Below are 25,538 nucleotides of genomic sequence, written 5' to 3' on the forward strand. Positions count from 1 at the left end.
CCCAAGAACCAAGGTATCCACGCCGCTTCGGCCCGTGGAGCCCCTGTGGCCTCGGCCACGCGGCGCGCCCGGCCGGGGCGTCAGACCAACGAGCGGCCGTCCCGCATCAGCTCGGGGCCGGGCATCTCGTTCACCTCGCGCCAAGCCTGGATGCGGCGCGCGGAGATGCGGAACCAGCGGTTCTGCGTGGCCAGCGCACGCGGGTCGAAGCCGGTGTGTACGACGAACCGGTCACCCCGCTCCTGCGGCAGCGCGTCGATCTCGACGACCTCGACTTCGCCTTGGACATGGACGTCGCGGGTGTGGCCCAGCCCCAGCCGAACGGCCCGGGTGGCAGCCAGGTTCCTGCCGGTCGGACTGTCCGTCGTGGTGGCCACCAGCAGCGCCTCGCCGCCCCAGTCGAAGGACAGCGGCACCAGGTACGGCGCACCGTCCGCCGAGGCAGTGGCCACCCATACCTCTTTGTCGTGGGTGAGCCGATGCTCGGTGTCGCGACGACGCTGAGCGCCGGGAGCGGGGGTCGGAACTCATCGGTCGTGAAGCAGCTCGGGGACGTTGCCATCGGAGTCGGTGACGGCGGCCATCAGGCGGCCACCACCGACGTCGTGCGCGGGCTCCTTCACGGTGCCGTCGCTGCAGGTCATGGCTGCGATCGCCGGACGGCTCAGCGCAACTCCTGGATGCGGATCAGGTTGCCCGCGGGATCGCGGAAGGCGCAGTCGCGGACGCCGTACGGCTGCTCGGTCGGCTCCTGGACCACCTCGGCGTCGCCGGCCTGCAGCTTCTCGAAGGTGCCGTCGAGGTCCCGGGTGGCCAGCAGGATCCAGCCGTAGGTGCCCTTGGCCATCATCTCGGCGATGGTGCGGCGCTCGTCCTCGGTGACCCCAGGGTCGGCGGCCGGCGGCGCCAGGAGGATGGACGTGCCGGGCTGGTCGACGGGGCCGACCGTGATCCAACGCATCTTGCCCTGTCCGACGTCGCTGCGGACCTCGAAGCCGAGGGCGTCGCGGTAGAAGGCCAGGGAGGCGTCCGGGTCGACATGCGGGAGGAAGCTCGTGTGAATGGTGACGTCCATGAAGATCATGCTAAGTGCGGCTCGGGGGCCGGCGCTTCTCGATTCCTGATCGGTCTGGTCACCTGCTTCGCGACACACGGCGGCATCCCCGCCGTCGCGCGCGCCGCCCGGCGTCGATAGACGCTGGGCGGTACACCGACCAACTCCGTGAAGCGACTGCTGAAGGTGCCCAGCGACGCGCAGCCGACCGCGAAACAGACCTCCGTGACGCTGAGGTCGCCACGACGCAGCAGCGCCATCGCACGCTCGATGCGCCTTGTCATGAGGTAGCCGTACGGCGACTCGCCGTAGGCGAGCCGGAACTGGCGGCTGAGGTGCCCGGCCGACATGTTCACGCCGCGGGCGAGCGCCTCGACGTCCAGCGGCTGCACGTACTCCCGGTCGATCCGGTCGCGAACGCGGCGCAGCCGCGCGAGGTCGCGCAGGTGCTGCGCTGCGGCGGGTCTGCTGGTCACCTGCGGATCGTGCCACGACGTGCCGGAGTTGCCCAGCGCCGCTGGCATCCCACCCCACTCCGCGTCCGCTCGACCCCGGTTTGTCCACGTTCAAGGACATCGAGTTCGTCGAACGTCGTCTCGACGACCTGACCGACGACGACCTGGTCGACAACTGGGGCGAGACCACCGTTCTCCACTCGCTCGACGAGGTCGCCGCGCTCAAGGAGACCGAGGGCGGGCCGATCCAGAGTGTCGTAGCGATTCCCCCCGGCGACCAACGGCCTGATTCCGCCCCGGGCGCTCCGCAACTGACCGGCATCGGCTGGCGGGCCGAGGAGGATCAAGTCCCGCTGGCTGATCAACACCGTCGTTATCCGCCCGATCCGCGACCTCGCCCACCGTTTGCGCTGATCACGCTCGGCGACGACGTCCGGCAGTCGGGATTGCGCGATCGCTATACCTAGAAGTATCATGCATTGCAGCTCTAGGGTTAGGGGGTCACATGCGTATCACCAAAGACCTCGTCGCGGCCTCGGCGACGCCGCTCGTGCTGGGGATCCTCGCCGAGGGCGAGAGCTACGGCTACGCAATCCTCAAGCAGGTCAACGAACTGTCGGGCGGGCAGCTGGAGTGGACCGACGGCCTGCTGTACCCGCTGCTGCACCGCTTGGAGCGGCTTGGCCACGTCGATTCGGCCTGGGAGACCCCGCCCGGGGGACGCCGCCGCAAGTACTACCGCATCACCGACCAGGGCCGGGCCGAGCTCGCCGAGCAGCGCCGCCAGTGGGCCGCGGTCGTTGACGCCCTGCGGGGCGTCTGGAGCACGACACAGTCCATCAAGCCGATCATGGCACCGGCATGGGAGGCGGGACGGTGACCGTCGACCGCGACAACGATCTGGAGGGCCAGATCACCGAGTGGCGGGCCTACATGCACCGCCGCCGGGAGCTGCACCACACCGATGCCGAGGAGCTGGAAGACCATCTTCGCAGCCGGATCACCGAGCTGACCGAGGCGGGCCTGCGAGCCGACGAGGCGTTCCTCATCGCTGTCAAACGCATGGGTAGCCTCGATGAGCTGTCGCGGGAGTTCGCTCGCGAGCATTCCGAGCGGCTGTGGAAGCAGCTCGTGCTGCCCCGGGAGCCGGACGCGCCCGCCGCCGCCCGTTCCCGCCGCGAGCTGCTTGTCATGGTGCTCTGTGCGGCCGTCGCGGCGCTTGCGATCAAGGTGCCGGGCTGGTTCGGGCTTGACATGTCCGGGGACGATGCCGGCTTCTACGCGCGAAACGTCAGCCTTTTCGCGCTGCCGGCGCTGGCCGCTTACTTCGCTTGGCAACGCCGGGTCGGTCTTCGCGTCATCGCGGTGCTCGCGTTGCTGTTCATTCTCGGCGCGGTCGCCGCGAACGCGTATCCGCTGGCCGATGACTCGCAGACCACTGTGCTCACGGCGATCCACCTGCCGCTCGCGCTGTGGCTGGTTGTCGGCGTCGCCTATGTGGGCGGTGATTGGCGTTCAGACCGGCGGCGGATGGACTTCATCCGGTTCACCGGCGAGTGGCTGATCTACTTTAGCCTCATTGGACTGGGTGGTGGCGTGCTCATGGCCTTCACGATGGGCACCTTCCGTGCCATCGGCCTTGACGCCGAGGGATTCGTCCAATCGTGGCTGCTGCCATGCGGTGCCATGGCCGCGGTCATCGTGTCGGCGTGGCTGGTGGAGGCCAAGCAGAGCGTCATCGAGAACATGGCGCCGGTGCTGACCCGCGTCTTCACGCCGCTTTTCGCGGCCACCCTGCTGGCCTTCCTGGTCGCCATCATCTGGACCAACAACGGCATCGACGTCGAGCGCGATGCGCTCATCCTCTTCGACCTGCTGCTCGTCATCGTGCTGGGCCTGCTGTTGTATGCCATCTCCGCCCGTGACCTTGCGGCCCGGCCCGGTCTCTTTGACCGCTTGCAGCTCGCGCTCGTCGTCAGCGCTTTGATCATCGACGTCATGGTGCTGCTGGCGATCACCGGCCGGATCACCGAATGGGGCTTCAGCCCCAACAAGACCGCAGCATTGGGCGAGAACGTCATCCTGCTCACCAACCTGGCCTGGTCGGCATGGCTGTTCCTCGGCTTCGTGCGTGGCCGCATGCCCTTCGCCCGCCTGGAACACTGGCAGACCCGTTACATGATCGTGTATGCCGTCTGGGCCTGGACAGTCGTCCTCGTCTTCCCGCCCGTGTTCGACTTCGCCTGAGCCGGATCCGGCCCGCTCAACCTGTCCGGTACAGGACAGGGTTGAGCGGGCCAGCCGAGAGTGTCCCAATCAGGGCGTTCCACTACCTTGCCGGGACCGTACATCAGCCCCGCCCGGAGTGGGTCTGCCCGTTCACGGGGTTGCAGTCCGCTCAGTTCCGCTGGCTGGTCCGCCTGTTCGCCGAACGCGGCGGGGACGCCCGCGGCGTCCACCTACCCGGCTGACCCCGCCAGCGAGGCGCGGCGGCCGCCGTAGCCCATGTGATGCCGCCTCACCGCAGGTGGAACCGTTCGTCGACGGCGAGGGCCGCCAGCTGCTGCACGGAGAACGGCAGGGTCGTCAGCCCCGGCCGGCCGTCGCCGAGCTTCGCGCCCTGCGCAACGAAGACCGTCACACCGTCCGGGTGCCGGTACGCCGCCCACTGGTCGAACCGGTCGTCGCCGGTAGGCCGGACGACCACGCCGACCTGTGCCCCTCCGACCGTCACCAGCTGGCACTCGCCCTGCATGCCCCAGAACTGCCGGGCCAGCGCGCACGGTTCGGCCGGTAGCTGACTGCCTGCGGTGTGCACCTCGACGAGCAAGCGCCCCATCCGCTCCCCCTGGGCCAGGGCGGCCGAGGACATGTAGCTCCACACATCGACGCCGTTCACCTTGTCCTCGAATTGCGCCTGGTGGTCCCGCAGCGGCATCTGGTCAGCGGGCTGGTTCGCCGGCTTCTCCGGTGCGGTGTAGCCGGCGGGCGCGACGGAGACGATCTCGTCGAGCAGCCGGATCGCCTGGTCGTACCTGGTACCCGCCCGCGCGGTCCGGTTCTCCTGCGGGCGGCCGTCCGGTCCGGTTGGCCACGGCTTCGCAGTGTCTTTTGACGACGGGTGCGGGATAGCCTGCGGCCCAGGGCCCCCCGGGCTGAGGCCGCCGGCACCCGGGGCGCCGATGGCCGCGACGCCGGCGACCGCCAGAACCGCGGCCGCGGATCCGGCGCAGGCCCAGGCGGTACGGCGGCGGCCGCGCGCCCGCCGGGCGGCGCCGAGCGCGGCGGCCGCACTCAACGGTGGCGGCGGGGTGGTGGACGCCATCTCGCCGCGCAGCGCCTCGCGCAACTCTTCGCCGTTCATCGTGCCCCCTTCTCGATCCCGCTGTGCGTGGGCGACAGGAGGCCGCGGAGCGTGTCCAGGCCGCGGGCCGCCTGGCTCTTCACCGTCCCGGACGAGCACCCCAGCAGTGCTGCGGCTTCCTCGACCGACACGTCCTCCCAGTACCGGAGAACCAGGACGGCCCGCTGGCGCGGCGGTACGGCGGCCAGTGCCTGCAGCATCACCAACCGGTTCTCCGGCGAGTCGGGCGGTGCCGGCCGCTCGGCGTTCTCCCCGCCCAGCCGCTCCCGCCGCCACCAGCCGCGGCGCCGCTCGTCGAGGAAGGTCCGGATCAGGATCTGGCGCACGTAGGCGTCGAGCACCTCGTGCCGGGAGATCCGGTTCCAGACCAGGTAGAGCTTCGTGAACGCGGTCTGGACCAGGTCCTCCGCCCGATGCCAGTCGCCGCAGAGCAGGTACGCGGTGCCGCGCATCGCGTCCGACCTTGCCGCGAAATACTCCGCGAACGCCGCGTCGCGATCGCCCATCCGAGCCTCCGATCCCCCGATTCGAGATAGTCACGTGTGGTCCGGCTCCGAGGGTTGCTCCTCGGAGTGAAATCTTTCGTGGCGCCGGACTCCCGCCGGGCTCGGGGGCCAGTCTTCACCCGTCGTGAGAAGAGCTGGAGCCCACCGCTTCTCAACCCAACTGAGCCATCGCAGCTCGGCGGCGGTCCAGGTGGCTCAGGATGAATGAGGACGGCCAGTGGGTGTTCGTTTTCCAATCCTTCTCACCAAGTTGAGCCACCGTGGTCGCCAGCGCGTCGCTCGCGACCTTCTCCCCTACTAGGCTCCGGTTGGGCCAAGCACGATCAGGCCGCCCAAGGCGAGGTTGTGGCTGGCGACCGGCGTAGCCGGGAGAAGCCGCCTGCCTGGAAAGCGGCGCGGTTCTGCGGATAGCCGGGCAGCCCCGGGGCGTCCGCATCCCTTGCCGCCCCGGGTCGGAGGATCAGCGGTAGTAGCCCTCGACCGGTTTGCGTGCCTCGTCGAGCAGAGCCGGACCGTCCTGGCGTACGGGCCGCGGGCCGGCGGTGGAGGTGGGCGACTTGAGGCTGTTGAGCTGTTTGGTTGCCAGCGCGAACACGACGCGGCCGAGGCCGGACCGTTCGAGCGCGCCCGTGCACATTCCGCAGGGTTGGCAGCTGGTGTACATCGTGGTGGCCTCCGCCACGTCCGGGGCCAGGTTCGCGGCCGCCCACCGGGCCAGCTTCAGCTCAGGGTGCGCGGTGATGTCGTTGTCGGCGATCGAGGTGTTCTGTTCTTCGGCGATCACCTTGCCGCCCGGGCCCACCAGCAGTGATCCGAACGGCGGGTTGCCCGCCTCCCGTGCCGCGCCGGCCAGCTCGATGGCCCTGCGGAGATGACGTTCGTCGTCGAGGTTCACGCTTGCTCCGTTCAGGTGTGGTGTTCGCTCGGTTCCCAGCAGGCAGCTACGGTCGCGAGCGCCTGCCACGCGGTCTGCGGCCGGCAGGTTTCGCGTGGGTCTCCGTTGAACGGGTCGAGCACGACCGTGTCCGAGCCGAGGAGACGCAACTGTTCGAGGTCGTCGACGATCTGCTCGATGGTGCCCTCGCCGGCGAGCCGTCCGGGGCCGGTGACCGGTGCCGTGGTCAGTCGCAGCGCGATGCGGGGAGCCAGGGTGGGAGCAGGTCGTTGCTGCTCGTCCGCTACGGCCTTCATCCGGTCCAGCGCCTCGCGCAACCAGGGAAGGGTGAACCGCAGCGGATGCCAGGCGGCGCCGAGGCGTACCGCTCGGCCCAGGCCGGCGTCGCTGTTGCCGCCGATCCAGATCGGTATCTGCCCGCTGCGGTAGTCGTCGTGGTTCTCCCAGGCCTCGCGTACCGCCGAGAGGTGATCGTCGGTCAGCCTTCCGCGGCGCTGAAACGGGATTCCGAGCGCTTCGAACTCCTGCCGGGCCCAGCCGACGCCGACGCCGAGCACCAGCCGGCCGCCACTGAGCTGCTGAAGGTTGGCGGCCATGCGTGCGGTGAGCAGCGGGTGTCGGTACGGCGCGATGAGCACGGTGGTGCCCAGCCGGACCCGGTCGGTGACGCCGGCCAGCCAGGCGAGGGTGGTGAAGGGTTCGTAGAACGGCGCCGGGTACTGCTCGGCCACGTCGGCTGTCACGGCGATGTGGTCGGACACCATCAGCAGGTCGAAACCAAGGCCCTCCACCGTCTGCGCCCAGCGGCGCAGCACGTCGGGGCCGGTGCCGGGCCCGAAGTTGGGGACGTTCACGCCGATCTTCACCGGTCCAGGCTATCCATCCGCCCCAACCTGATAGAAGAGAATCTTGCCCGCGAGTTGGCGCTTCTACCGTGGATCTGCCGGTAGTTTGCACGGATGACCGAGAGTCTCGATGCGACCGACTGGGCGATCCTGAGCGAACTCCAACGAGACGGCCGCATCCCGCTCACCGAGTTGGGACGGCGGGTGAACTTGAGCGCCTCCGCGACGACCGAGCGGGTCAAGCGGTTGGAGGCGACGGGCGTCATCGCCGGTTATCGCGCCGATGTCGACCTGGTGAAGGTCGGTTACCCGGTCCTCGCCGTCGTGCGCCTGAAATACCCCGGCAGCCGGCACCAGCCACTGCACCGGCTGCTCGGGGAGCGCTTCGAGATCCTGGAGTGCCTGCGCACCACCGGCGAGGACTGCTACTCGCTCAAGTTGGCGGCCACCTCGATGGCCCACCTGGAGCAGCTCATCAACGAACTGGCCCAGTTCGGCAGTACCACCACCAACATCGTCTACAGCCAGACGTTGCCCTACCGTGGTCCGCGGGGCCCGCAGCCCACGTGATCCTGACCGGGTCGGGGCGTACCGGCGGTGCAACATCTGGCAGAACGACGACGCCTTCCGCTGCCAGCAGTCGCAGCGACGGACGTGGTGCTGGCTGCGCAGCGGTAACGCAGCGTAAACGTCGCTTGCTTTGTCCGGATCGGCGACGGGGCCAGCTACGCCCGCCACGACCAGACGACAAGCGGCCGGCGTGGCTCAAGATAGTGAGAATAGCTGGAGGCTGGGACAGCTCAACCAACCTGAGCCACCGCTGCTGAGAGGCGGACCAGGCGGCTCAGGATGAATGAGAACGGACCGGGCTTCTCGCCACCGCGTACAGAGAAGCCCAATGCGAGCTGAACCCCGGCCAGCAGGGCCCGGACCTGCTTGACGGCGGTCAAACCCGTGGCATCGGTGGCGGCGGGGCCGGAAGGTTGGTTGCAAGGTGTCCGCAGAGCGGGTCTGTGGTGTCCCCACCCACCGCTACGTTGACCCCATCGGCGTGCGCCGGGATAGCGGTACCGACTGACGGGAGTTGGACATGATCGCCAGAGTCGCTGTGTGGGAGCCCATGCCGACCGACGACCGGGACTGGCTTGTCGACGCGCTGTCAGATGTTCCCGGCGTACACGCGGTCTACCACCTTCTCGATCCCGAGACCGGCAACGGGCTGTCCGTCGCCGTCTTCGAGGACGATGCAGCCGCACAGCAGGCCGGCGCAGCGATCCGGCGTCGTGCTGAGGAAATCGGCTGGCACGACGGGCAGCGTCCAGCCCGCGTCTCGGAGACCTTCTACCAGGTGCTCCGGGGTCGCCCCTAGACCCGAATCGCCTTGATGTGTTCACTCGGGGTCCCGGCGCGGTCCGCTTGGAGAGGGCCACTCCCCGGCCATGATCCATGGCCGGCCGGGCTGTCGCCGTTGCGCTGCGTCCACTGTGGTGGGCATCATCGATCTACCTGCGTCAGTGGGGAGGACGCGTGGGCAAACGGATCGCGGGGGTTCTCGGTCGGCGCCTACGGTGGCGCGCCCGCCGGACGGCCGGTTTCCTCGGCCTGCTGGCGTTGTCGGCGGCGCTGTTGATCTGGGGTCGGACGGTCACCGGCTACAACCAGGAGCTGCTGCTCAACATCGGCGCGAGCATTGTCATCGTGGCGTTCTCGTACGCGATCGTGGATCCGCTGTTCGAGGAGTTGCGCCGGTCGCGGGTGGAGGAGCATCCGCACTTCGACGACGAGGAGTTCAGCGCGCACGTGGCGGCCGCCTCCTCGATGGTCTCGATCATGGATACGGGAAGTCACCTGTTGGAGGGCTCCGGACGGGACCGGTTCCTGCGCGCCCTGCGGACGGCGCTGGGCAACGGAGTCCTGGTGCGGGTGCTGCTGCTGGATCCGGATTCGGCGGCGGCGTCGCAGCGGGCGGAGGAGATCCGGCCGGTGAACGTGCGCGAGGTGATCGTGGACAATCTGCGCCGGCTGAACGAGTTCGCCGAGTCGCTGGACGCGGAGACGCGGACCCGTTTTCAGGTACGGATCTACGACGCCTCGCCGACGGCGCACATGTTCCGGTGGGACGACAAGGCGCTGATCTCGTTCTTCCCGATCGGGGTGCGGGCTTCGGCGGCGCCGCACCTGGAGGTGTTCATGGGCAGCCCGTTGGGCGAGTTCGTGGAGAGCCGCTTCGACGAGTTGTGGCGGCATCCGAGCACCCGGCGGTTGGAGGAGTACGTCTGCCTGCCGATGGCCTTGCGGTACGACGATGTGGTGCTGCGGTCCTGCGAGGTGCACTTCGTGACGTTGGTCGACGGGTGGTGCATCGACGGCTCGCCGATCGTGGACCAGTTGACTGATCACGGGACGGGGCCGCTGGAGGTGGAGCTGTCGCGGCCGTTGGCAATGGACGGCTGGTCGGGTACGCGGTTCCGGTTGGCGCGGGTGGACGCGGACGCGCAGCGGGCGCGGGTGTTCGCGTTGTTCGACGCGAAGTACGGGCCGCGCCGGTTGGCGGGTCCGGGGCGGGCGCGGTTGGCGTTGCGGCTGATCCCGTGGCGGGAGGCCGACGGTGGCGGGTCGGCGCTGGCGGGTTCGGGTGAGGTGGGGCCGGGCGCTTCCGTGGCGTGACGGCGGAGCGACGTGGGGTGAGTCGGGCGCGGTGCGGGTGACCGCTCGGCTCAGGGTTTCGACCGTCGGGCGCGTGGTGGGTTTCGGCGCAGGCTGTGGTGGGGGCATGAAGCGGGGAGGTTTCTTGCCATCTTCCGGAGAGGAAGCAGCATGCTTTCCGCACTCGATCGTCGGCACACCGTCGCGCCGCCCGGGTACAGCCGTTGGCTGATTCCGCCGGCGGCGTTGGCGATCCATCTCTGCATCGGGCAGGTCTATGCGACCAGCGTGTACAAGAACTCCCTGATCGCGCACTTCGACGCGAGTCAGACGGCGATCGGGGTGATCTTCAGCATCGCGATCGTGATGCTGGGGTTGTCGGCCGCGGTGGCGGGCACGTGGGTGGAGGCGAACGGGCCGCGGAAGGCGATGTTCGTCTCGGCGTGCTTCTGGGCGGCCGGGTTCCTGGTTGGCGCGCTGGGCATCGCGACGAAGCAGTTGTGGCTGCTGTACCTGGGGTACGGGCTGCTCGGCGGCATCGGTCTGGGGATCGGGTACATCTCCCCCGTCTCCACGTTGATCAAGTGGTTCCCGGACCGGCCGGGGCTGGCGACCGGTCTGGCGATCATGGGGTTCGGGGGTGGGGCGATGGTGGCCTCTCCCCTGTCTCGTCAGTTGCTGTCGTTCTACGACCCGGGGTACGACCCGGCGAACGCCGCTTCGACGGCGTCGGGCGGCGCGCTGGTGTGGTTGTTCGTGACGTTGGGCGTCGGCTACTTCCTGATCATGATGTTCGGGGTGTTCAACGTGCGGGTGCCGGCGGCGGACTGGCGGCCGGCGGGTTTCGACCCGGCGCGGGTGGCGGCGAAGCCGCTGGTGACCACGGCGAACGTGTCGGCGGCGAACGCGGTGAAGACGCGGTCGTTCTGGCTGCTGTGGGTGGTGCTGTTCTGCAACGTGACCGCGGGCATCGGGATCCTGGAGCAGGCGAGCCCGATGATCCAGGACTTCTTCCGGGACAACGGGACGTCGGCGGTGTCGGTGGCGGCGGCGGGTGGCTTCGTGGGGTTGCTGTCGCTGTTCAACATGGCGGGCCGGTTCGCGTGGTCGTCGACGTCGGACCTGATCGGGCGTAAGCCGATCTACCTGGTGTACCTGGGCGTGGGCATGGTGCTGTACACGCTGCTGGCCCTGTTCGGGCAGACGGCGACGGCGTTATTCGTGCTGTTGGCGTGCGTGATCCTGTCCTTCTACGGGGGCGGGTTCGCGACGGTGCCGGCGTACCTGCGGGATCTGTTCGGCACGTTCGAGGTGGGCGCGATCCACGGTCGGCTGTTGACGGCGTGGTCGGCGGCGGGGATCGCCGGGCCGCTGATCGTCAACGGGTTCCTCGACGCCGAGGGCAAGCCGGGGACGTTGACGGCGGCGGCGTACCGGCCGGCGTTGTTCACGATGGTCGGGCTGCTGGCGGTGGGGTTCATCGCCAACCTGTTGATCCGGCCGGTGCCGGCGCGGTTCCACGAGCCGGCGTCGGGTCGGGACGCGAATGAGGGTGCGGAGCCGGTGGCGGCGGAGAGGAGCGGCACGCGATGAACGAGGTCGGTCACGGGCAGCGGGCCCGGTTGTGGATCTCCTGGTTGGTGGTGTCGGCGCTGCTGGGTTACGGGGTGGTGCAGACGGTGATCACGGCGGCGAAGCTGTTCACGAGCTGACGCGGCGCCGATGAGGACGGCCCGGGGGTGCGCTCTCCCGGGCCGTTCGCCGTGCCGGGACTACAGGCCGCCGGCGACGCGGAGCACGGCGCCGGCGGTGTAGGAGGCGTCGGGGCCGAGAAGCCAGGCGATGGCGGCGGCGACCTCGTCGGGTTCGCCCGCGCGGCCCAGGGGGATGCGGCCGGCGGCGCTGTCGGGCCGGTCGGGTACGCCGGAGAGGGCGTGGATGTCGGTGCGGATGATGCCGGGTGCGACGGCGTTGACGCGGATGCCGTGCGGGGCGAGTTCCTTGGCCAGGCCGAGGGTGAGGGTGTCGGTGGCGGCCTTGACGGCGGCGTAGTGGATGTATTCGCCGGGGCTGCCGAGGGTGGCGGCGGCGGAGGAGACGTTGACGATGGCGCCGCCGTGGGTCATCCGGCGGGCGGCCTGCTGGGCGCAGAGGACGTACCCGATGAGGTTGACGTCGACGACCTGGCGCAGGTCGTCGGTGCGCAGCTCGGTGAAGGGGCCGATCGGGCTGGTGATGCCGGCGTTGTTGACCAGGCCGGTGACGGGTCCGAGGTCGGCGGCGGCGTCGAAGAGGCGCTGGACCTGGTCGGGGTCGGTGGTGTCGGCGGGGACGGCGAGGCCGCGGCGGCCGGTGGCCTGGATGTCGTCGAGGACGGCTTTCGCGGCGGTGTGGTCGCGGCGGTAGCCGATGGCGATGTCGTGGCCGGCCGCGGCGAGCCGGCGTGCGGTGGCGGCGCCGATGCCGCGGCTGCCGCCGGTGACGATGGTGACGGAGGTCAACGCCCACTCCCCTGCCCTGGTGTGTGGGTGAGGTTACCGTGACCGGCACGGTGCGGTGGTGGAGAGGACGATCACACGATGACGCGGGCGTTGGTGCTGGGTGGTGGCGGCGTGACCGGGGTGGCCTGGGAGTTGGGGCTGCTGGCCGGGTTGGCGGAGCGGGGGGTGGAGCTGGCCGGGGCGGACCTGGTGGTGGGCACGTCGGCGGGGTCGGTGGTGGGGGCGCAGCTGTGTTCCGGGGTGCCGGTGGAGGAGTTGTACGCGGCGCAGTTGCGCCCGGCCACGGGTGAGGTGGCGGCCCGGTTCGGGGTGGGTGCGGTGGCGCGGCTGTTGTGGGCGGGTGGGCGTACCCGGGATGAGGTGCGGTCGCGGGCGCGGATCGGGGCGATGGCGGTGGCGGCGCGGACGCCGTCGGAGGCGTCGCGGCGGGCGGTGATCGAGGGGCGGTTGCCGGCGCGGGAGTGGCCGGCGCGGCGGCTGCTGGTGACGGCGGTGGACGCGGGCTCGGGTGAGTTCGTGGTGTTCGACGCGGCCAGTGGGGTGTCGTTGGTGGAGGCGGTGGGGGCCAGTTGCGCGGTGCCGGGGGTGTGGCCGCCGGTGACGATCGGGGATCGCCGGTACGTCGACGGTGGGATGCGGTCGGCGGTGAACGCGGACCTGGCGGCGGGCGCTGAGGCGGTGGTGGTGCTGGCGCCGGTGTCGTCGGCGTTCGGGCCGATGCCGAGACTGTCGACGCAGGTGGCGGCGTTGCGTCGGTCGGCGCGGGTGGCGGTGGTGGCGCCGGACGCGGCGGCCCGTCGGGCGATCGGGCGCAACGTGTTGGATCCGGCGCGGCGGGCGGGTGCGGCGCGGGCGGGTCGGGCACAGGCGGCGGCGGTGGCCGACGAGGTGGCGGCGGTGTGGGGCTGATCGCCTAGGCTCCGCGCGTCGGATCGATCAGCGGAGGTGCGCGGTGGGTGTGGGTGTCGGTGATCTGGTGGACGATTTCGCGCTGCCGGACGAGACGGGGACGGTTCGGCGACTGTCGGAGCTGGTGGCGGCGGGGCCGGTGGTGTTGTTCTTCTACCCGGCGGCGATGACGCGGGGGTGCACGGCGGAGAGCTGCCACTTCCGGGATCTGGCGGCGGAGTTCGCGGCGGTGGGCGCCCAGCGCGTGGGCATCAGCCGGGATCCGGTCGAGAAGCAGGCGGAGTTCTCCCGGCGGCACGGGTTCGACTATCCGCTCCTGTCGGACGTCGACGGCGCGGTGGCGGACGCGTTCGGGGTGCGGCGGCGGCTGCCGTTGGGGGCGTTGAGCACGCGGCGGATGACGTTCGTGATCGGTCAGGACCGGCGGGTGCTGGCGGTGGTGCACAGCGAGCTGAGCATGAACGAGCACGCGGACGCCGCCTTACGGGCGCTGGGGGCCTGATCTTCGTGGTGTCGCAGCCGGCTGGTATCAAGGCTGCAATCAAACATTTGTACGGAAGAGGGCTGTGATGGCGGGCCAGGGTTTGTCCACTGACGAGGTGCAAGGCATCCGGGAGGCGTTGGCCGCGGGCCGGAAGCCGAAGGTGGTGTTCACGACGGCGGCGGGTCAGATGGCGGGTCAGCTCGGCCAGGTGGTGGAGCTGACCGATCCGGCGGCCTCGGACGAGTTCGTGGTGGTGCGGTTCGGCCGGGACGAGCTGCCCTTCTCCCCCGCCGACGTGGCGGTCGCGCCGCGGGGAGCGGGGCGGAAGGCGCCGGCGGAGCCGAAGCCGGAGGTCGAGGAGCCGGTTGCGCCGCCGGAGCCGGAGTTCGTGTTGGACACGCCGCGGGTGCCGGCGCCGCGTCGGGAGGAGCCGAAGGTGGAGCAGCAGGTGGAGGCGAAGCCGCCGGCGCGGCGGCCGGTGAAGGCGGCGAAGCCGAAGGGCCCGGCGGGGCTGACGGTGACGTTGGCGTACGCCGAGGGTGAGTGGACGGTGGCGGCGCAGCAGGGCGCGAAGGCCCTCGCGAAGCCGTACGTGGTGAAGCCCGCGGAGGCGCTGCGGATGGTGGCGCTGGTGGACGTGCCGGGGGTGCAGGAGGCGGTGGAGCAGATCCTCGCCGCGGAGCGGGCGGAGGCGGAGCAGCAGGCGGAGAAGCTGCGCGCCGAGCTGGCGGAGATCGAGGCGCGGCTGGCGGACCTGCGCGACGCGCGCTGACGGAGGCCCGGTGCGGCGGCCCGTCGAGGCCGCCGCACGGGCCGCCGGTGGGGTCAGCCGTCGGTCGCGGCTGTCGGTGGTCGAGCACGCGGGCTGGCCGAGGATCCGCTCTTCCACCGGGCCCGCTGCGGCTCAGAAGTAGTCGTGCAGGTGGGCTGCTCCCCCGGCGGCGAGCAGGTTCAGCGGGCGGGGGTCCGCGCCGGCGGCGAGGTGGAGCAGGCCCGCCTCGGCGACGGCCGGGGCGTCGGTGGCGCCGCAGTAGAGCAGGGCGAAGCCGCGGACGGTCAGCCGCAGGTCGGCGTCGGTGGCTACCCGGGTGAGCCGGGCGTCGCCGTCGGCGACCTCGAGGCGCCAGGTGCCGGTGTTCCAGTCGGCGAGGTCGTCGTCGAGGGTGAACTCGACGCTGCCGCGCAGGTGCACGGGCCAGCCGCGGTCGGCGACGGCGCGGGCCACGTCGACGGGCCGGTGCATCCACAGTTCCCGCCCGTGTTCCCGGGCGGCTTCCAGGGGCAGGTGAGCGCCGACGGCGTCGCCGGGCAGCGGGCAGATCCGCAGGGTGGGGGTGACGCTCTGCCAGCTGGCGAGGCTGCCGATCAGCGCACGGGCGGCGTCGCCGGTGTTGGCGGCGATGTCCTCGACGGTGAGGACGGCGTCGTGGCGGTAGCCACGGCCGCGGTTCCAGCCGGCGTAGCCGACCAGCTCGCCGTCGTGTTCGACGAGGGTGAGGCCGTCGAACGGGAGGCTGCCGGCGGCTGGGGTGAACAGCTCGCCCCGGCGGGTGAGCAGGCCGCGGCGGTGGCGGGCCACCCGCTCGTAGAGGGCGGCCACGGCGGGCAGGTCGGCCGCCTGAGCGGCGCGCAGCGTCAGGTGCGGTGCGGGCCGGTGCCGGGGCAGCGCCGCGGTGGGCAGGGTGACGGTGCGCAGCACACCCGCGACGTCCCAGCCGCAGGCCCGGTAGGGGGCGGTGACCGTGGGGAACAGCGCGCTGACGGCGGCGCCACGGTCGTGAGCACCGCGGAGCAGGCCGCCGAGCAGGGCGCGGGCGACGCCCCGGCCGCGCGCCTCCGGGGCGACGGCGACACCGCCGACGTCGGCGGCGGTCACCGTCCTGCCGTCCCACCACTGTTCGTGGTGCAGGTCCACGGCCTTGCCGACGAGCCGGCCGTCGTCGTCGAAGGCGCCGTAGCGGGTCAGGCCGGGCACGGGTGCGGTGGCGTGCGGCGGCGGCCGCGGGTCGGAGCCGAAGGCGAGCCGGCCGAGCTGCCAGGCGTCGGTCAGGTCGTCGGGGGTGAGTTCGCGGACGGTGACGGGCACCGGCCCACCCTAGCGGCGTAGATCTTGGCGGTGGACGGGATTTACCGGTCGGCGTGGTGGTCGAGCAGGATGGTGAGCAGCCGGGTGAGCTGGTCGCGCTCCGCCCGGGACAGGGGGGCGAGCAGGGTGTCCTGGACCCGGTCGAGGGTCTCCCCCATCCGGCGCAGCTCGCAGCGGCCGGCAGTGGTGAGGGTGACCACGTTGCGGCGCCGGTCGGCCGGGTCGGGTGCGCGGACCACGAGGTCCTTCGCGGCGAGCTCGTTGAGCACGGCGACGACGTCGCTGCGGTCGATGCGGCAGCGCCGGCCCAGGTCGGCCTGGCTGGCCGGGCCCTGCTCCTCCAGCGCGGCGAGCAGCCGGTAGTGGTAGCCGCGCGCGCCGAGCGCGCCGAGGCCGTCGGCGACGAGGTGGGCGGCGTGCGCGGCGGTCTGGGTGAGCAGCCAGCTCGGGGTGGTGCGCAGCCGGGCCGGGGTGCCGGGTTCCATGACGGCCACCCTACCAGCGATCGTTGGCAGCACCCACGATCCCTGCTACGTTGGCCAAACCAACGTTGGCGACGCCAACGAGCTGATGGAAGGAGCGTCGCATGTCGATCACCCTCTCCGGCCAGGTCATCGGCCAGGCCCACCACGCCACCCGGGCGGTCCTCGAACGCGAGCTGGCCGGCATCGGGATCACCTTCCCCCAGTCCGTCGCGCTCAACGCCGTCGCCGCCGAGGGCGGGGTCGTCGACCGCACCGCGCTCGTCGGGCGGATGACCGGCGGCCTGAAGGTCGACGAGTCGGCGGTGCGCACCACGCTCGCCGAGCTGACCGACGCCGGGCTGCTCCGGACGCTGCCCGCCGGAGGCTCCGGTCTCGCGCTCACCGACGCCGGTCGGACGCGGCAGCGGCAGGTCACCGACGCGGTCGCCGGCATCGTCGCCCGGCTGTACGCGGACATCCCCGCCGCCGAACTGGAGGTCGCCGGCCGCGTCCTCACCCTGCTGAAGCAGCGGGCCGACGCCGAGCTGGCGCTGGCCTGAAACGCCGCGCGGGGCCGGTGCGACCCCCTCGCACCGGCCCCGCGTCCCGCGCCCGCAGGCTCATCAGTGTTGCGGAATGTGCACTACCCCGATTCGCTTGCGGAACACCCAGTACGTCCAGCCCTGGTAGGCCAGCACGATCGGGGTGAACACCACCGCCACCCAGGTCATGATCTTCAGGGTGTAGGGGGTGGAGGAGGCGTTCGTGGCGGTGAGCGTGCCGGCGGCGTCCAGGGTCGACGGCAGCACGTTCGGGAACAGCGCCGCGAACAGGGTCGCCACGGCCAGGGCGATCGCCACGGCGGTGCCGGTGAACGCCCAGCCCTCCCGGCGTACCCGGGCGGCGGCCACACCACCGACCAGGGCGAGGGCCGCGCCGACGGCGAGCACGACGGCGGCGGCGCTGGAGCGGATGGTCAGGGTCCAGGCCAGGAAGGCCACCGCGACCACGGCGGTGCCGACGCCGAGCTTCACGGCCAGGGCGCCGGCCCGCTCGCGGATCTCCCCGGTGGTCTTCAGCGCGATGAACACCGCGCCGTGGGTGAGGAAGAGCGCGAGGGTCGTCAGGCCGCCGAGCAGGGCGTACGGGTTGAGCAGGTCGAACAGGCCGCCGACGTACTCGTGGTCGGCGTCCAGCGGCACGCCGCGCAGGATGTTGGCGAACGCGACGCCCCACAGGATCGCCGGCAGCAGCGAGCCGAAGAAGATCGCCTGGTCCCAGCGGCGCTTCCAGGACGCCTCCGGGCGCTTGTGCCGGTACTCGAAGGCGACGCCCCGGGCGATCAGCGCGAGCAGGATCAGCAGCAGCGGCAGGTAGAAGCCGGAGAAGAGGGTGGCGTACCACTCGGGGAAGGCGGCGAACATGGCGCCGCCGGCGGTGATCAGCCAGACCTCGTTGCCGTCCCAGACCGGGCCGATGGTGTTGATCAGGACGCGGCGTTCCCGGTCGTCGCGGCCCAGCACGGGCAGCAGCATGCCGACGCCGAAGTCGAAGCCTTCGAGGATGAAGTAGCCGGTGAAGAGCACGGCGACGAGGAGAAACCAGACGGTCGTCAGTTCCACGATGGGCTCCGGGGATCAGTAGGCGAACGCCAGCGGGCGCTCGGCGTCGTCGGTGTCGTCGTCAACGGGCGCCGGGGTGAGGTCGGGTACGCCGGCCTTGGCGTAGCGGACCAGCAGTTTGAACTCGACCACGGCGAGGGTGGCGTAGATCAGCGTGAAGGCGGTGAACGAGGTGAGCACCTCGGCCAGCGAGACGCTGCGGGACACGCCGTTGCGGGTGAGCATCTCGCCGAAGACGATCCACGGCTGGCGGCCCATCTCGGTGAAGATCCAGCCGAAGGAGTTGGCCAGCAGCGGCAGCACGGGCATCACCAGGCCGGCGCGCAGCAGCCACCTGCTGGTGGGGGTGCGGCCCTTGCGCTGGCTCCAGAGCACCAGCAGGGCGATCGCGGCGGCGGCCATCCCGAAGGCGATCATGAAGCGGAAGCTCCAGTAGGTGACCGGGATGATCGGGGTGTAGCTGCCGGCGCCGTACTGGCTGGCGTACTGGGCCTGCAGGTCGTTGATGCCCTGCACGGTGCCGTTGGGGTCGCCGGTGCCGAGGAACGACAGCAGGTACGGGATCTTGATGGCGAAGACCTCGCGGCTGCCGTCGAGGCTGCCGACGGTGAGCACGGAGAACGACGCGGGGCTCTCGGTGGTGTAGAGGCCCTCGGCGGCGGCCATCTTCATCGGCTGCACGTCGGTCATGATCTTGCCCTGGATGTCGCCGGTGAAGACCACCAGCGCCGAGGAGACCAGCACGACCCAGGAGCCGAACTTCGTGGCGAACCGGTAGGCGGCGGTGTCGGCGCTGTCCCGGTTGCGGATGACGTGCCAGAGGCCGACGGCGACGATCAGCGATCCGGCGACCAGGAACGACCCGGACAGGGTGTGCGGGAAGGTGATCAGGGCGACCTTGTTGGTGAGCACGGCGACGAAGTCGGTCAGCTCGGCCCGGCCGGTGGTCGGGTTGACCCGGTAGCCGACCGGGTTCTGCATGAACGAGTTCGCGGCGAGGATGAAGTACGCGCTCAGGTTGGTGCCGATCGCGGCGGCCCAGATGCTGGCCAGGTGCGCCCGCTTGGGCAGCCGGTCCCAGCCGAAGATCCACAGGCCGATGAAGGTCGACTCCAGGAAGAACGCGACCAGGGCCTCGATGGCGAGGGGGGCGCCGAAGATGTCGCCGACGAAGCGCGAGTAGTCGCTCCAGTTCATGCCGAACTGGAACTCCTGCACGATGCCGGTGACCACGCCCATCGCGAAGTTGATCAGGAAGAGCTTGCCGTAGAACTTGGTGAGCTTCAGGTACCGCTCGTTGCCGGTGCGGTGCCACAGGGTCTGGAGGATGGCCACCAGGATGGACAGTCCGATGGTCAACGGCACGAAGAGAAAGTGGTAGACGGTGGTGACACCGAACTGCCAGCGGGCGACGTCCAACGCGTCCACCTGAAACCCCCAGCTGTGCGTACTACGGGACGTAGTAAATACTACCGCCCGTCGTAGATAAATCGGCAGGGCCGGGGGTCCCGACCCGACCCGGGACCAATGACCCTGATCACCTCTGCCGCCCGACCCGGGATCGGGTCCCCCGCTCACCCCGACGCGTGCGACCATCCAGCACTGATGAACACCTCGACCGTGTGGCGACCGCCGCTGCTCTGGCGCGCCGCCCAACTGCTCGCCCGCGGCATCGTCGGCGCGCTCGGCCACCTCGAGGTCACCGGCGACGTGCCGGCCGAGCTGCGCCGAGGGCCGCTGATCCTGGCCGCCAACCACATCAGCCCGTTCGACCCGGTGGTCCTCGCGGCCGCCTGCCGCGCCCGGGGCGTCGCCCCGCGGATCATGGCCACCGCGGGGCTGTTCCGCGCCCCCGTCGTCGGGTCGCTGATGCGCCGGGCCGGACACATCCGCGTCGACCGGGGCACCGCCGCCGTCCACCAGGCCCTCGACACCGCCGCCTCGGCCGTCGCCCGTGGCTCGGTGATCCTGGTCTACCCCGAGGGGCGGATCGGGCTGGACCCCGGCATGTGGCCCGAGCGCGGCAAGACCGGCGCCGCCCGGCTCGCCATCGCCAGCAGCGCCCCCGTCATCCCGGTCGCCCAGTGGGGCTCCCACGAGGTGCTGCCGTACCGGGCCCCCAAGGGAGCGCTGCGTGGCCTGGCCCGGGCGCTGGTGCGCCGGCCGACGATCCGGGTGCACTTCGGCGCCCCGGTGGCGCTGCGCGACCTGCACCCCGGCACCCCCGGGTCGGCCCGGCGGGCCACCGGCCGGATCATCGACGCGATCACCGACGACCTGGCGCCGCTGCGCCCCGACGAGCCCGACCGCCCCCGGCACGTCGACCCCGGCCGCCCCAGCGAGACCACCCGGTCGCACCGGCGGCACCCGCCGGGCTGATTTGCCTGCCAGCGCGCGCGAACGGTGAGACTCTTCGGGCCGGGACACCGCGTCCCGCGCAGGAGGCAGCCATGAGCGCACCGACCGCGCTGATCACCGGCACGTCCAGCGGCATCGGCCTGGCGATCGCCGTGGGCGCGGCCCGGGCCGGCTGGCGGGCCGTGGCCACCATGCGCGACGTGTCGCGCTCCGACGCGCTGCGCCGCGCGGCCGACGCCGTTGGGGTCGCCGACCTGGTCGAGGTACGCCGGCTCGACGTCGTCGACCCGGCCTCGGTGAGCGCCTGCGTGGCTGCGGTGATCGCCGAGCACGGGCGCCTCGACGCGGTGGTCAACAACGCCGGCGCCGGGCACGTGGGCACCCTGGAGCAGGAGACCGTCGACGACGTACGGGCCGTCATGGAAGTCAACTTCTTCGGCGTCCTGCACGTCAGCCGGGCCGCGCTGCCGCACCTGCGGGCCAGTCGGGGCCGGCTGGTCACGGTCACCAGCGTCGGCGGGGTGGTCGGGCAGCCGTTCAACGAAGGGTACTGCGCGGCGAAGTTCGCGGTCGAGGGGTTCATGGAGGCCCTCGCCCCGGTCGCCGCGACCGTCGGGGTCACCGTCACCGTCGTCGAGCCCGGCGCGGTGGCCAGCGAGTTCGTCGCCAACGTCGGCGTCGATCGGGACGCCGCCGTTGCGCAGGCCGGGGTGTACGCGCCCGCGCTGCGGGCGTACCTGGACCGCACCGCCGGCGCTTTCGCGGCCGCCGCCCAGTCCCCGGCGGACGCCGCCGCGGCGGTGGTCGCGACCCTGACCGACCCGGAGCCGGCGCCGCGGGTGCAGACCTCCACCACGGCCCGGCAGTTCGTCGGGGCGAAGCTCGCCGACCTCGACGGCCGCGCGGTCGCCACGATCACCGCCGGCTGGCTGGTCTGATCAACGGGGGTGCGGCGGCGCCCCGGCCAGCCGGGCGTCGAGCGCGTCGAGGTCGGCGACGAACCACACGTGCTCGGCACGGTTCGACTCGTGGACCAGGGCGCGCAGGGCCGCGCTGGGCGCGAGGTGCCGGGAGATGTCACCGACCACGGCCAGGCGCAGCCGGTAGTTGACGAACTTCTGCATGATCTCCCCGGCGAAGCGGGTGCCCAGGGAGAAGAAGCCCTCGTCCAGCCGGCTCGCCGGCACGGCCACCACCTCGGCGCCGAGGAAGGCCGCGCCGATCAGGTCCAGCGCGTCACCCACGGTGGCCACCGGCGGGCCGGCCGGGTCGCACACCAGCACCGGCACGCCCATCCGCTGCTGCACCACGTCAGGCATCCTCGGCCTCCCCGGCGAGCAGGCCGTTGTCGCCGTCGAGGACGGCGTCGAGCAGGTGCAGCACGTCGGCGGTGGCAGCGGCGCCACCCAGGATGACGATCTTCATGCGCTGGCGCTCCTCGTCGTGGACGGTCTGGACGCGCAGCGGGTGCGCGGGGTCGTGGACGGTGTTCACCGCGGCCAGGACGAGGGTGCCCAGCCGGTCGGCCGCCGCCCGGTCGACGCCGTCGACCTGCACGATGCTCGACACCTCCACCGCGGAAAGCGCGGTGGGCCGGGCCGACGGCGGCCGGCCGGTCAGCGCGTCGAGGTCGGCGCGGGCGATCCGGTACTGCTTGCCGATCCGCACCGCCCTGAGCCGGCCGGCGCGGATGTAGCCGCGCACGGTGCGCGGGTGCAAGCCGAGCCGGTCGGCCACCTGCTCAACCGAGTACATATCCTCACTCATTGGGTACGATTCTAGGCAGGATAGGGAACGATAGGGAAGCCTGTTGTCCCGCCCGTGCCGATTCCGGCGCGCGGCGCTCGCCGGCCGGTCACCCGGGCGCCATCCGGGGCGGTCATACTGCCGGGCGTGCAGCCCCGCTCCGGCTACCTCGACGCCCCCGCGCCGCTGGCGTTCGCCCACCGGGGCGGCGCGGCCGACGGCGACGAGAACACCGCCGCCGCGTTCGCCCGCGCCATCGCCCTTGGGTACCGGTACGTCGAGACCGACGTGCACGCCACCGCCGACGGGCTGGCGGTGGTCTTCCACGACGCCACCCTGCGCCGGGTTACCGGCGAGCCGGGGCGCATCGCCGACCTGCGCTGGGCCGACCTCGCCTCGGTACGCGTCGGCGGCGCGGCCGTGGTCCCCCGCCTCGACGAGGTCCTCGGTGCCTGGCCGGAGGTCCGCTTCAACATCGACGTCAAGGCCGACGGCGGCGTCGAACCCACCGTCGCCACCGTCACCCGCACGGGCGCCGGCGAACGGGTGCTGCTCGCCTCCTTCAGCGACACCCGGCTGACCCGACTGCGCACCCTGGCCGGGCCGAAGGTCGCCACCAGCCTCGGCATGCGCGGGGTGGCCCGGCTGCGGATGGCCTCCCTGCACGGGCGGTCGCTGCGGCTGCCGCCGTCCGTGGTCGCCGCCCAGGTCCCGGTCCGCTACGGACGCATCCCGGTGGTGGACCGGCGGTTCCTGGCGTACTGCCACCGGATCGGGCTGCAGGTGCACGTCTGGACGATCGACGAACCTGCCGAGATGCACGACTTACTTGATCTCGGGGTGGATGGCATCATGACCGATCACGTCGGCGTGCTGCGCGACGTCTACCGCAGCCGCGGCCACTGGGCCGCCTGAACCCCTGGCGGAGGAACCGATGGCCGAGACGGTCAGCCCGACCCTGCACGAGCCCCCGTCGAGCACCCGCCGCGAGCGGCGCGGCTGGTACCTCTACGACTGGGCCAACTCGGCCTTCCAGACCACCGTCATCACGGTCTTCCTCGGCCCGTTCCTGACCACGGTCACCGAGCTGGCGGCCGGCTGCGAACTGGGCGCGGACAGCTGCGAGGGGTACGTGCATCCACTCGGCATCCGGGTCGCCGCCGGCTCCTACTACCCGTACCTGATCTCGCTGTCGGTCTTCCTCACCGTCTTCGTGCTGCCGGTGATGGGCGCGATCGCCGACCGGTCGATGCACAAGAAGCGGCTGCTGGCCACCGCCGCGTTCACCGGCGCCGGCGCGACCATCGCGATGGCGTTCGTGACCGGCGACCGGTACCTGCTCGGCGGGGCGCTGTTCCTGGTCGCGAACATCTCCTTCGGCGCGGCCGTGGTCGTCTACAACTCGTTCCTGCCGCAGCTCGGCGGCCCTGACGAACGCGACGCCATCTCCAGCCGCGGCTGGGCCATCGGCTACCTCGGTGGCGGCCTGCTGCTCGCGCTGAACCTGGTCGCGATCACCGTGCTCAGCGAGGAGGGCAACCCGCAGCGCACCCTCGACCTGGCCCGCTGGTCGATCGTGTCCGCGGGCGTGTGGTGGGCGGCGTTCACTCTGGTGCCGCTGCGCTGGCTGCGCGAACATCCCGCCGCCGCCGCGGCAGCCCGGGTCGGCGGCGGCAACGTCCTCACCGACGGGTTCCGGCAGCTCGGCCACACCCTGCGGAATATCAAGGCGTACCCGCTGACGCTGTTCTTCCTGCTCGCCTTCCTGGTCTACAACGACGGCATCCAGACCGTCATCACTCTGGCCAGCCAGTACGGCACCAAGGAGCTGCGGCTGGGGCAGAGCACGCTGATCACGACGATCCTGCTGGTGCAGTTCCTCGCCTTCGGCGGTGCGCTGGCGCTCGGCGCGCTCGCCGGGCGCATCGGCGCGTGGAAGACCGTGCTGATCAGCCTGGTGCTCTGGACCGGTGTGATCATCGCCGCGTTCCGGCTGCCCGCCGAGGCGCCGCTGCCGTTCATGGTCCTCGGCGGCGCGATCGGCCTGGTCCTCGGCGGCAGCCAGGCGCTGAGCCGGTCGCTGTTCAGCCAGCTCATCCCCGCCGGGAAGGAGGGCGAGTACTACGGCTTCTACGAGATCAGCGACAAGGGCACCAGCTGGCTCGGGCCGCTCGCCTTCGGCCTGGTGTTCCAGCTCACCGCCTCCTACCGGGTGGGCCTGGTCTCACTGCTGATCTTCTTCGTGGTCGGGTTCGCGCTGCTGGCTGCCGTGCCGATCCGCCGGGCCATCGTCGCCGCGGGCAACACCCCGCCCCGGGTGCTGTAGCGCGCGCCGCACCGTCCTGATCGCCGCGCGTCGATGGGCTAGGCTGCCCCGACGTGACCGACGACGCCGCCGCCCCGATCTGCCTGGCCCGACCCCTCCCCGGCCCGGACGACACCCGCACCGGCTGCGCCGCCGCCCGCGGCCTCGACGGCCGGCCGCTGCACGCCGCCGCGCTGAAGTTCTTCTGGGGGCCGATGGACTGCGGCAAGTCCACCATGGCCCTGCAGATGAACTACAACCACGCCCGCCAGGGCCGCCGCGGACTGGTCACCACCCGCATCGACCGCTCGCTCGGCCCGCAGGTCACCACCCGCATCGGGCTGGCCCACTCCGCCATCGAGGTCACCGACTCCCTGGACCTCCGCGACCTGGTCCGCGACGCCTGGGCCGAGGGGCTACGGGTGGACTACCTCATCTGCGACGAGGCCTCCTTCTACAACCTGGAGCACGTCGAGCAGATGGCCGAGCTGGTCGACAACTACGACGTCGACGTGTACGCCTTCGGCCTGGCCACCGACTTCCGCTCCTGCCTGTTCCCGGCCGCGCAGCGGCTGTTCGAACTCGCCGACGAGGTGGCCCGCATCCAGGTCGAGGTGCTCTGCTGGTGCGGCCGGGAAGGACTGCTCAACGCCCGGGTGGTCGACGGGCGGGTGGTCCGCGAGGGCGCGCAGGTCGTCATCGGCGACACCATGGACAGCGCCGACGTGCGCTACCAGGTGCTCTGCCGCCGCCACTACCGCTCCGGCGAACTCGGCCCCCGCAGCTGAGGTCAGAACGGGTCCCCGCAGACCCGCCACTTTCCGTTCTCCTGGATCACGGGGAGTTTGCGCTCCTCGCTGGCCCCGCCGTCGCGGGTCACCCGCACCGCCACCGTGGCGCGCGGGCGGCCGCGCAGCGTGGAGATCGACACGTCGGTGATCTCGTAGCCACTGACCTGCGGCGGGGTGCGGACCCAGCTGCCGAAGCCGACCTCGCTCCACCGGCTGCGGGTGTCCTTGCACAGCCGCTCGTACGCCTGGTCGGTGTCCCCGGCGGACACCTCGTGGAAGAACCCGTCGGCGGTCTCCCGCACCGGGCCGTTGGCCTGCATCACCAGCTGCACATTCCACAGGGCCAGCCCCGCCACCCCGACTAGGCACAGGCCCACCCCGAGGCCGCCCAGCAGCAGGCCCGTGCGCACCGGCCGGCGTGGCCGGGCCGGCCTGCTCCATTCCTGCTTTCCGCCCATCACCTCGACGGTAGAGAACCGGCCGACCCGAGCGCAGGAACTCCGGCCC

Annotated in this window: 32 protein-coding genes; 17 read left to right on the plus strand and 15 right to left on the minus strand. The window is 71.4% G+C overall.

What is annotated here, in order from left to right; genetic code table 11:
- Positions 1-80 precede the first annotated feature (80 nt).
- The 3 genes from EV384_RS21690 to EV384_RS21700 form a co-directional block, all read right to left on the minus strand.
- The gene (locus EV384_RS21690; RefSeq protein WP_130336068.1) at positions 81-452 is read right to left on the minus strand and encodes a pyridoxamine 5'-phosphate oxidase family protein; all 372 of its coding nucleotides are present in this window, start codon (positions 450-452) and stop codon (positions 81-83) included.
- Positions 453-664: 212 nt separating this feature from the next.
- Positions 665-1,075, minus strand: coding sequence for a VOC family protein (locus EV384_RS21695; protein ID WP_130336070.1), 411 nt, complete (start codon positions 1,073-1,075; stop codon positions 665-667).
- A gap of 5 nt (positions 1,076-1,080) precedes the next feature.
- Positions 1,081-1,578, minus strand: coding sequence for a helix-turn-helix transcriptional regulator (locus EV384_RS21700; protein WP_207232399.1), 498 nt, complete (start codon positions 1,576-1,578; stop codon positions 1,081-1,083).
- 32 nt (positions 1,579-1,610) lie between these two features.
- Here EV384_RS21700 and EV384_RS36175 point away from each other — a divergent pair, with 32 nt between their 5' ends.
- Genes EV384_RS36175 through EV384_RS21715 form a run of 3 tightly spaced genes read left to right on the plus strand, consistent with a single transcriptional unit; the run spans position 1,611 to position 3,756 of the window.
- Positions 1,611-1,976, plus strand: a complete 366-nt coding sequence (locus EV384_RS36175) for a hypothetical protein (RefSeq protein WP_242624196.1) — start codon at positions 1,611-1,613, stop codon at positions 1,974-1,976.
- A 38-nt stretch (positions 1,977-2,014) separates the two neighbouring features.
- The gene (locus EV384_RS21710; RefSeq protein ID WP_130336072.1) at positions 2,015-2,389 is read left to right on the plus strand and encodes a PadR family transcriptional regulator; all 375 of its coding nucleotides are present in this window, start codon (positions 2,015-2,017) and stop codon (positions 2,387-2,389) included.
- On the plus strand, positions 2,386-3,756 hold the full coding sequence (locus EV384_RS21715; RefSeq protein WP_242624197.1) for a permease prefix domain 1-containing protein: 1,371 nt from the start codon (positions 2,386-2,388) through the stop codon (positions 3,754-3,756). Before EV384_RS21710 ends, EV384_RS21715 begins: the two co-directional genes overlap by 4 nt.
- A 271-nt stretch (positions 3,757-4,027) precedes the next feature.
- On the opposite strand, the gene EV384_RS21725 is transcribed toward EV384_RS21715, so the two are convergent.
- The 4 genes from EV384_RS21725 to EV384_RS21740 all read right to left on the minus strand — a co-directional run bounded on the left by EV384_RS21725 (position 4,028) and on the right by EV384_RS21740 (position 7,140).
- Positions 4,028-4,873, minus strand: coding sequence for a hypothetical protein (locus EV384_RS21725; protein WP_130336076.1), 846 nt, complete (start codon positions 4,871-4,873; stop codon positions 4,028-4,030).
- Entirely contained in the window at positions 4,870-5,379 is a 510-nt protein-coding gene (locus tag EV384_RS21730) for a SigE family RNA polymerase sigma factor (protein WP_130336078.1), read from the minus strand. The genes EV384_RS21725 and EV384_RS21730 overlap by 4 nt, the downstream gene beginning before the upstream one ends.
- Positions 5,380-5,839: 460 nt before the next feature.
- A complete protein-coding gene (locus EV384_RS21735) occupies positions 5,840-6,274 on the minus strand; it encodes a nucleoside deaminase (protein ID WP_130336080.1) in 435 nt (144 codons plus the stop codon).
- An 11-nt stretch (positions 6,275-6,285) separates the two neighbouring features.
- Positions 6,286-7,140 (minus strand): LLM class flavin-dependent oxidoreductase, encoded by an 855-nt coding sequence (locus EV384_RS21740; protein WP_130336082.1) that lies wholly within the window; start codon positions 7,138-7,140, stop codon positions 6,286-6,288.
- Positions 7,141-7,233: 93 nt separating this feature from the next.
- Between EV384_RS21740 and EV384_RS21745 the strand changes: the two genes are divergently transcribed.
- From EV384_RS21745 to EV384_RS36820, 5 genes are all read left to right on the plus strand, one after another.
- Positions 7,234-7,689, plus strand: a complete 456-nt coding sequence (locus EV384_RS21745; protein WP_130336084.1) for an Lrp/AsnC family transcriptional regulator — start codon at positions 7,234-7,236, stop codon at positions 7,687-7,689.
- Between the two features lie 520 nt (positions 7,690-8,209).
- Positions 8,210-8,488, plus strand: coding sequence for a hypothetical protein (locus tag EV384_RS21750; RefSeq protein WP_130336086.1), 279 nt, complete (start codon positions 8,210-8,212; stop codon positions 8,486-8,488).
- A 158-nt stretch (positions 8,489-8,646) separates the two neighbouring features.
- Positions 8,647-9,786, plus strand: coding sequence for a hypothetical protein (locus EV384_RS21755; protein ID WP_130336088.1), 1,140 nt, complete (start codon positions 8,647-8,649; stop codon positions 9,784-9,786).
- Positions 9,787-9,936: 150 nt separating this feature from the next.
- Entirely contained in the window at positions 9,937-11,358 is a 1,422-nt protein-coding gene (locus EV384_RS21760; protein ID WP_130336090.1) for an OFA family MFS transporter, read from the plus strand.
- Entirely contained in the window at positions 11,355-11,477 is a 123-nt protein-coding gene (locus EV384_RS36820) for an MFS transporter small subunit (protein ID WP_278045629.1), read from the plus strand. The genes EV384_RS21760 and EV384_RS36820 overlap by 4 nt, the downstream gene beginning before the upstream one ends.
- 60 nt (positions 11,478-11,537) lie before the next feature.
- Here the strand turns inward: EV384_RS36820 and EV384_RS21765 are convergent, their stop codons facing one another.
- Positions 11,538-12,266, minus strand: a complete 729-nt coding sequence (locus EV384_RS21765; protein ID WP_130336092.1) for an SDR family oxidoreductase — start codon at positions 12,264-12,266, stop codon at positions 11,538-11,540.
- Positions 12,267-12,344: 78 nt separating this feature from the next.
- On the opposite strand from EV384_RS21765, the gene EV384_RS21770 reads away from it, so the two are divergent.
- The 3 genes from EV384_RS21770 (at position 12,345) to EV384_RS21780 (ending at position 14,431) form a co-directional block, all read left to right on the plus strand.
- Positions 12,345-13,175: a patatin-like phospholipase family protein gene (locus EV384_RS21770; RefSeq protein ID WP_130336094.1), complete on the plus strand. Its 831-nt coding sequence runs from the start codon at positions 12,345-12,347 to the stop codon at positions 13,173-13,175.
- A 67-nt stretch (positions 13,176-13,242) separates the two neighbouring features.
- Positions 13,243-13,677 carry a peroxiredoxin gene (locus tag EV384_RS21775; protein WP_278045630.1) on the plus strand — a complete coding sequence of 145 codons (435 nt, stop codon included), beginning with the start codon at positions 13,243-13,245 and terminating at the stop codon, positions 13,675-13,677.
- 67 nt (positions 13,678-13,744) lie between these two features.
- Positions 13,745-14,431, plus strand: coding sequence for a hypothetical protein (locus EV384_RS21780; RefSeq protein ID WP_130336096.1), 687 nt, complete (start codon positions 13,745-13,747; stop codon positions 14,429-14,431).
- A gap of 132 nt (positions 14,432-14,563) precedes the next feature.
- On the opposite strand, the gene EV384_RS21785 is transcribed toward EV384_RS21780, so the two are convergent.
- Positions 14,564-15,745: a GNAT family N-acetyltransferase gene (locus EV384_RS21785; RefSeq protein WP_130336098.1), complete on the minus strand. Its 1,182-nt coding sequence runs from the start codon at positions 15,743-15,745 to the stop codon at positions 14,564-14,566.
- 41 nt (positions 15,746-15,786) lie between these two features.
- Positions 15,787-16,230, minus strand: coding sequence for a MarR family winged helix-turn-helix transcriptional regulator (locus EV384_RS21790; RefSeq protein ID WP_130336100.1), 444 nt, complete (start codon positions 16,228-16,230; stop codon positions 15,787-15,789).
- Between the two features lie 101 nt (positions 16,231-16,331).
- Between EV384_RS21790 and EV384_RS21795 the strand changes: the two genes are divergently transcribed.
- Positions 16,332-16,769, plus strand: a complete 438-nt coding sequence (locus tag EV384_RS21795) for a MarR family winged helix-turn-helix transcriptional regulator (RefSeq protein WP_130336102.1) — start codon at positions 16,332-16,334, stop codon at positions 16,767-16,769.
- A 63-nt stretch (positions 16,770-16,832) separates the two neighbouring features.
- Here the strand turns inward: EV384_RS21795 and cydB are convergent, their stop codons facing one another.
- Positions 16,833-17,831, minus strand: coding sequence for a cytochrome d ubiquinol oxidase subunit II (gene cydB, locus EV384_RS21800; protein ID WP_130336104.1), 999 nt, complete (start codon positions 17,829-17,831; stop codon positions 16,833-16,835).
- 15 nt (positions 17,832-17,846) lie between these two features.
- Positions 17,847-19,259, minus strand: a complete 1,413-nt coding sequence (locus EV384_RS21805) for a cytochrome ubiquinol oxidase subunit I (RefSeq protein WP_130336106.1) — start codon at positions 19,257-19,259, stop codon at positions 17,847-17,849.
- A gap of 177 nt (positions 19,260-19,436) precedes the next feature.
- Between EV384_RS21805 and EV384_RS21810 the strand changes: the two genes are divergently transcribed.
- On the plus strand, positions 19,437-20,210 hold the full coding sequence (locus EV384_RS21810) for a lysophospholipid acyltransferase family protein (RefSeq protein WP_130336108.1): 774 nt from the start codon (positions 19,437-19,439) through the stop codon (positions 20,208-20,210).
- A 71-nt stretch (positions 20,211-20,281) separates the two neighbouring features.
- Positions 20,282-21,127, plus strand: coding sequence for an SDR family NAD(P)-dependent oxidoreductase (locus tag EV384_RS21815; RefSeq protein ID WP_130336110.1), 846 nt, complete (start codon positions 20,282-20,284; stop codon positions 21,125-21,127).
- Here EV384_RS21815 and EV384_RS21820 read toward each other — a convergent pair whose 3' ends face one another.
- Together EV384_RS21820 and EV384_RS21825 are read right to left on the minus strand one after the other, a co-directional pair.
- Positions 21,128-21,508, minus strand: a complete 381-nt coding sequence (locus tag EV384_RS21820; protein WP_130336112.1) for a DUF4180 domain-containing protein — start codon at positions 21,506-21,508, stop codon at positions 21,128-21,130.
- Positions 21,501-21,956 carry a helix-turn-helix domain-containing protein gene (locus tag EV384_RS21825; RefSeq protein ID WP_242624198.1) on the minus strand — a complete coding sequence of 152 codons (456 nt, stop codon included), beginning with the start codon at positions 21,954-21,956 and terminating at the stop codon, positions 21,501-21,503. Before EV384_RS21825 ends, EV384_RS21820 begins: the two co-directional genes overlap by 8 nt.
- 126 nt (positions 21,957-22,082) lie before the next feature.
- Between EV384_RS21825 and EV384_RS21830 the strand changes: the two genes are divergently transcribed.
- From EV384_RS21830 to EV384_RS21840, 3 genes are read left to right on the plus strand one after another with little or no spacing between them, the layout of a single operon-like run.
- Positions 22,083-22,850, plus strand: coding sequence for a glycerophosphodiester phosphodiesterase family protein (locus tag EV384_RS21830; RefSeq protein ID WP_130336114.1), 768 nt, complete (start codon positions 22,083-22,085; stop codon positions 22,848-22,850).
- 19 nt (positions 22,851-22,869) lie between these two features.
- Positions 22,870-24,261, plus strand: a complete 1,392-nt coding sequence (locus EV384_RS21835) for an MFS transporter (RefSeq protein WP_130336116.1) — start codon at positions 22,870-22,872, stop codon at positions 24,259-24,261.
- Positions 24,262-24,314: 53 nt separating this feature from the next.
- Positions 24,315-25,028 carry a thymidine kinase gene (locus EV384_RS21840; RefSeq protein ID WP_130336119.1) on the plus strand — a complete coding sequence of 238 codons (714 nt, stop codon included), beginning with the start codon at positions 24,315-24,317 and terminating at the stop codon, positions 25,026-25,028.
- A gap of 2 nt (positions 25,029-25,030) precedes the next feature.
- Here the strand turns inward: EV384_RS21840 and EV384_RS21845 are convergent, their stop codons facing one another.
- Entirely contained in the window at positions 25,031-25,489 is a 459-nt protein-coding gene (locus tag EV384_RS21845) for an Rv0361 family membrane protein (protein WP_130336121.1), read from the minus strand.
- Between the last annotated feature and the right edge of the window lie 49 nt (positions 25,490-25,538).

It is taken from the genome of Micromonospora kangleipakensis (genome assembly GCF_004217615.1).
GTDB lineage: Bacteria > Actinomycetota > Actinomycetes > Mycobacteriales > Micromonosporaceae > Micromonospora > Micromonospora kangleipakensis.

What these genes read in the sequence shown, in the direction of transcription:
- EV384_RS21795 (WP_130336102.1), top strand. Translation starts at nt 16,332, where the DNA reads ATGTCGATCACCCTCTCCGGCCAGGTCATCGGCCAGGCCCACCACGCC.
- EV384_RS21790 (WP_130336100.1), bottom strand. Translation starts at nt 16,230, where the DNA reads ATGGAACCCGGCACCCCGGCCCGGCTGCGCACCACCCCGAGCTGGCTG.
- EV384_RS21730 (WP_130336078.1), bottom strand. Translation starts at nt 5,379, where the DNA reads ATGGGCGATCGCGACGCGGCGTTCGCGGAGTATTTCGCGGCAAGGTCG.
- EV384_RS21780 (WP_130336096.1), top strand. Translation starts at nt 13,745, where the DNA reads ATGGCGGGCCAGGGTTTGTCCACTGACGAGGTGCAAGGCATCCGGGAG.
- EV384_RS21760 (WP_130336090.1), top strand. Translation starts at nt 9,937, where the DNA reads ATGCTTTCCGCACTCGATCGTCGGCACACCGTCGCGCCGCCCGGGTAC.
- EV384_RS21710 (WP_130336072.1), top strand. Translation starts at nt 2,015, where the DNA reads ATGCGTATCACCAAAGACCTCGTCGCGGCCTCGGCGACGCCGCTCGTG.
- EV384_RS21825 (WP_242624198.1), bottom strand. Translation starts at nt 21,956, where the DNA reads ATGAGTGAGGATATGTACTCGGTTGAGCAGGTGGCCGACCGGCTCGGC.
- EV384_RS21845 (WP_130336121.1), bottom strand. Translation starts at nt 25,489, where the DNA reads ATGGGCGGAAAGCAGGAATGGAGCAGGCCGGCCCGGCCACGCCGGCCG.
- EV384_RS21695 (WP_130336070.1), bottom strand. Translation starts at nt 1,075, where the DNA reads ATGGACGTCACCATTCACACGAGCTTCCTCCCGCATGTCGACCCGGAC.
- EV384_RS21745 (WP_130336084.1), top strand. Translation starts at nt 7,234, where the DNA reads ATGACCGAGAGTCTCGATGCGACCGACTGGGCGATCCTGAGCGAACTC.
- EV384_RS36820 (WP_278045629.1), top strand. Translation starts at nt 11,355, where the DNA reads ATGAACGAGGTCGGTCACGGGCAGCGGGCCCGGTTGTGGATCTCCTGG.
- EV384_RS21750 (WP_130336086.1), top strand. Translation starts at nt 8,210, where the DNA reads ATGATCGCCAGAGTCGCTGTGTGGGAGCCCATGCCGACCGACGACCGG.
- EV384_RS21810 (WP_130336108.1), top strand. Translation starts at nt 19,437, where the DNA reads ATGAACACCTCGACCGTGTGGCGACCGCCGCTGCTCTGGCGCGCCGCC.
- EV384_RS21815 (WP_130336110.1), top strand. Translation starts at nt 20,282, where the DNA reads ATGAGCGCACCGACCGCGCTGATCACCGGCACGTCCAGCGGCATCGGC.
- EV384_RS21725 (WP_130336076.1), bottom strand. Translation starts at nt 4,873, where the DNA reads ATGAACGGCGAAGAGTTGCGCGAGGCGCTGCGCGGCGAGATGGCGTCC.
- EV384_RS21820 (WP_130336112.1), bottom strand. Translation starts at nt 21,508, where the DNA reads ATGCCTGACGTGGTGCAGCAGCGGATGGGCGTGCCGGTGCTGGTGTGC.
- EV384_RS21770 (WP_130336094.1), top strand. Translation starts at nt 12,345, where the DNA reads ATGACGCGGGCGTTGGTGCTGGGTGGTGGCGGCGTGACCGGGGTGGCC.
- EV384_RS21835 (WP_130336116.1), top strand. Translation starts at nt 22,870, where the DNA reads ATGGCCGAGACGGTCAGCCCGACCCTGCACGAGCCCCCGTCGAGCACC.
- EV384_RS21700 (WP_207232399.1), bottom strand. Translation starts at nt 1,578, where the DNA reads ATGCCAGCGGCGCTGGGCAACTCCGGCACGTCGTGGCACGATCCGCAG.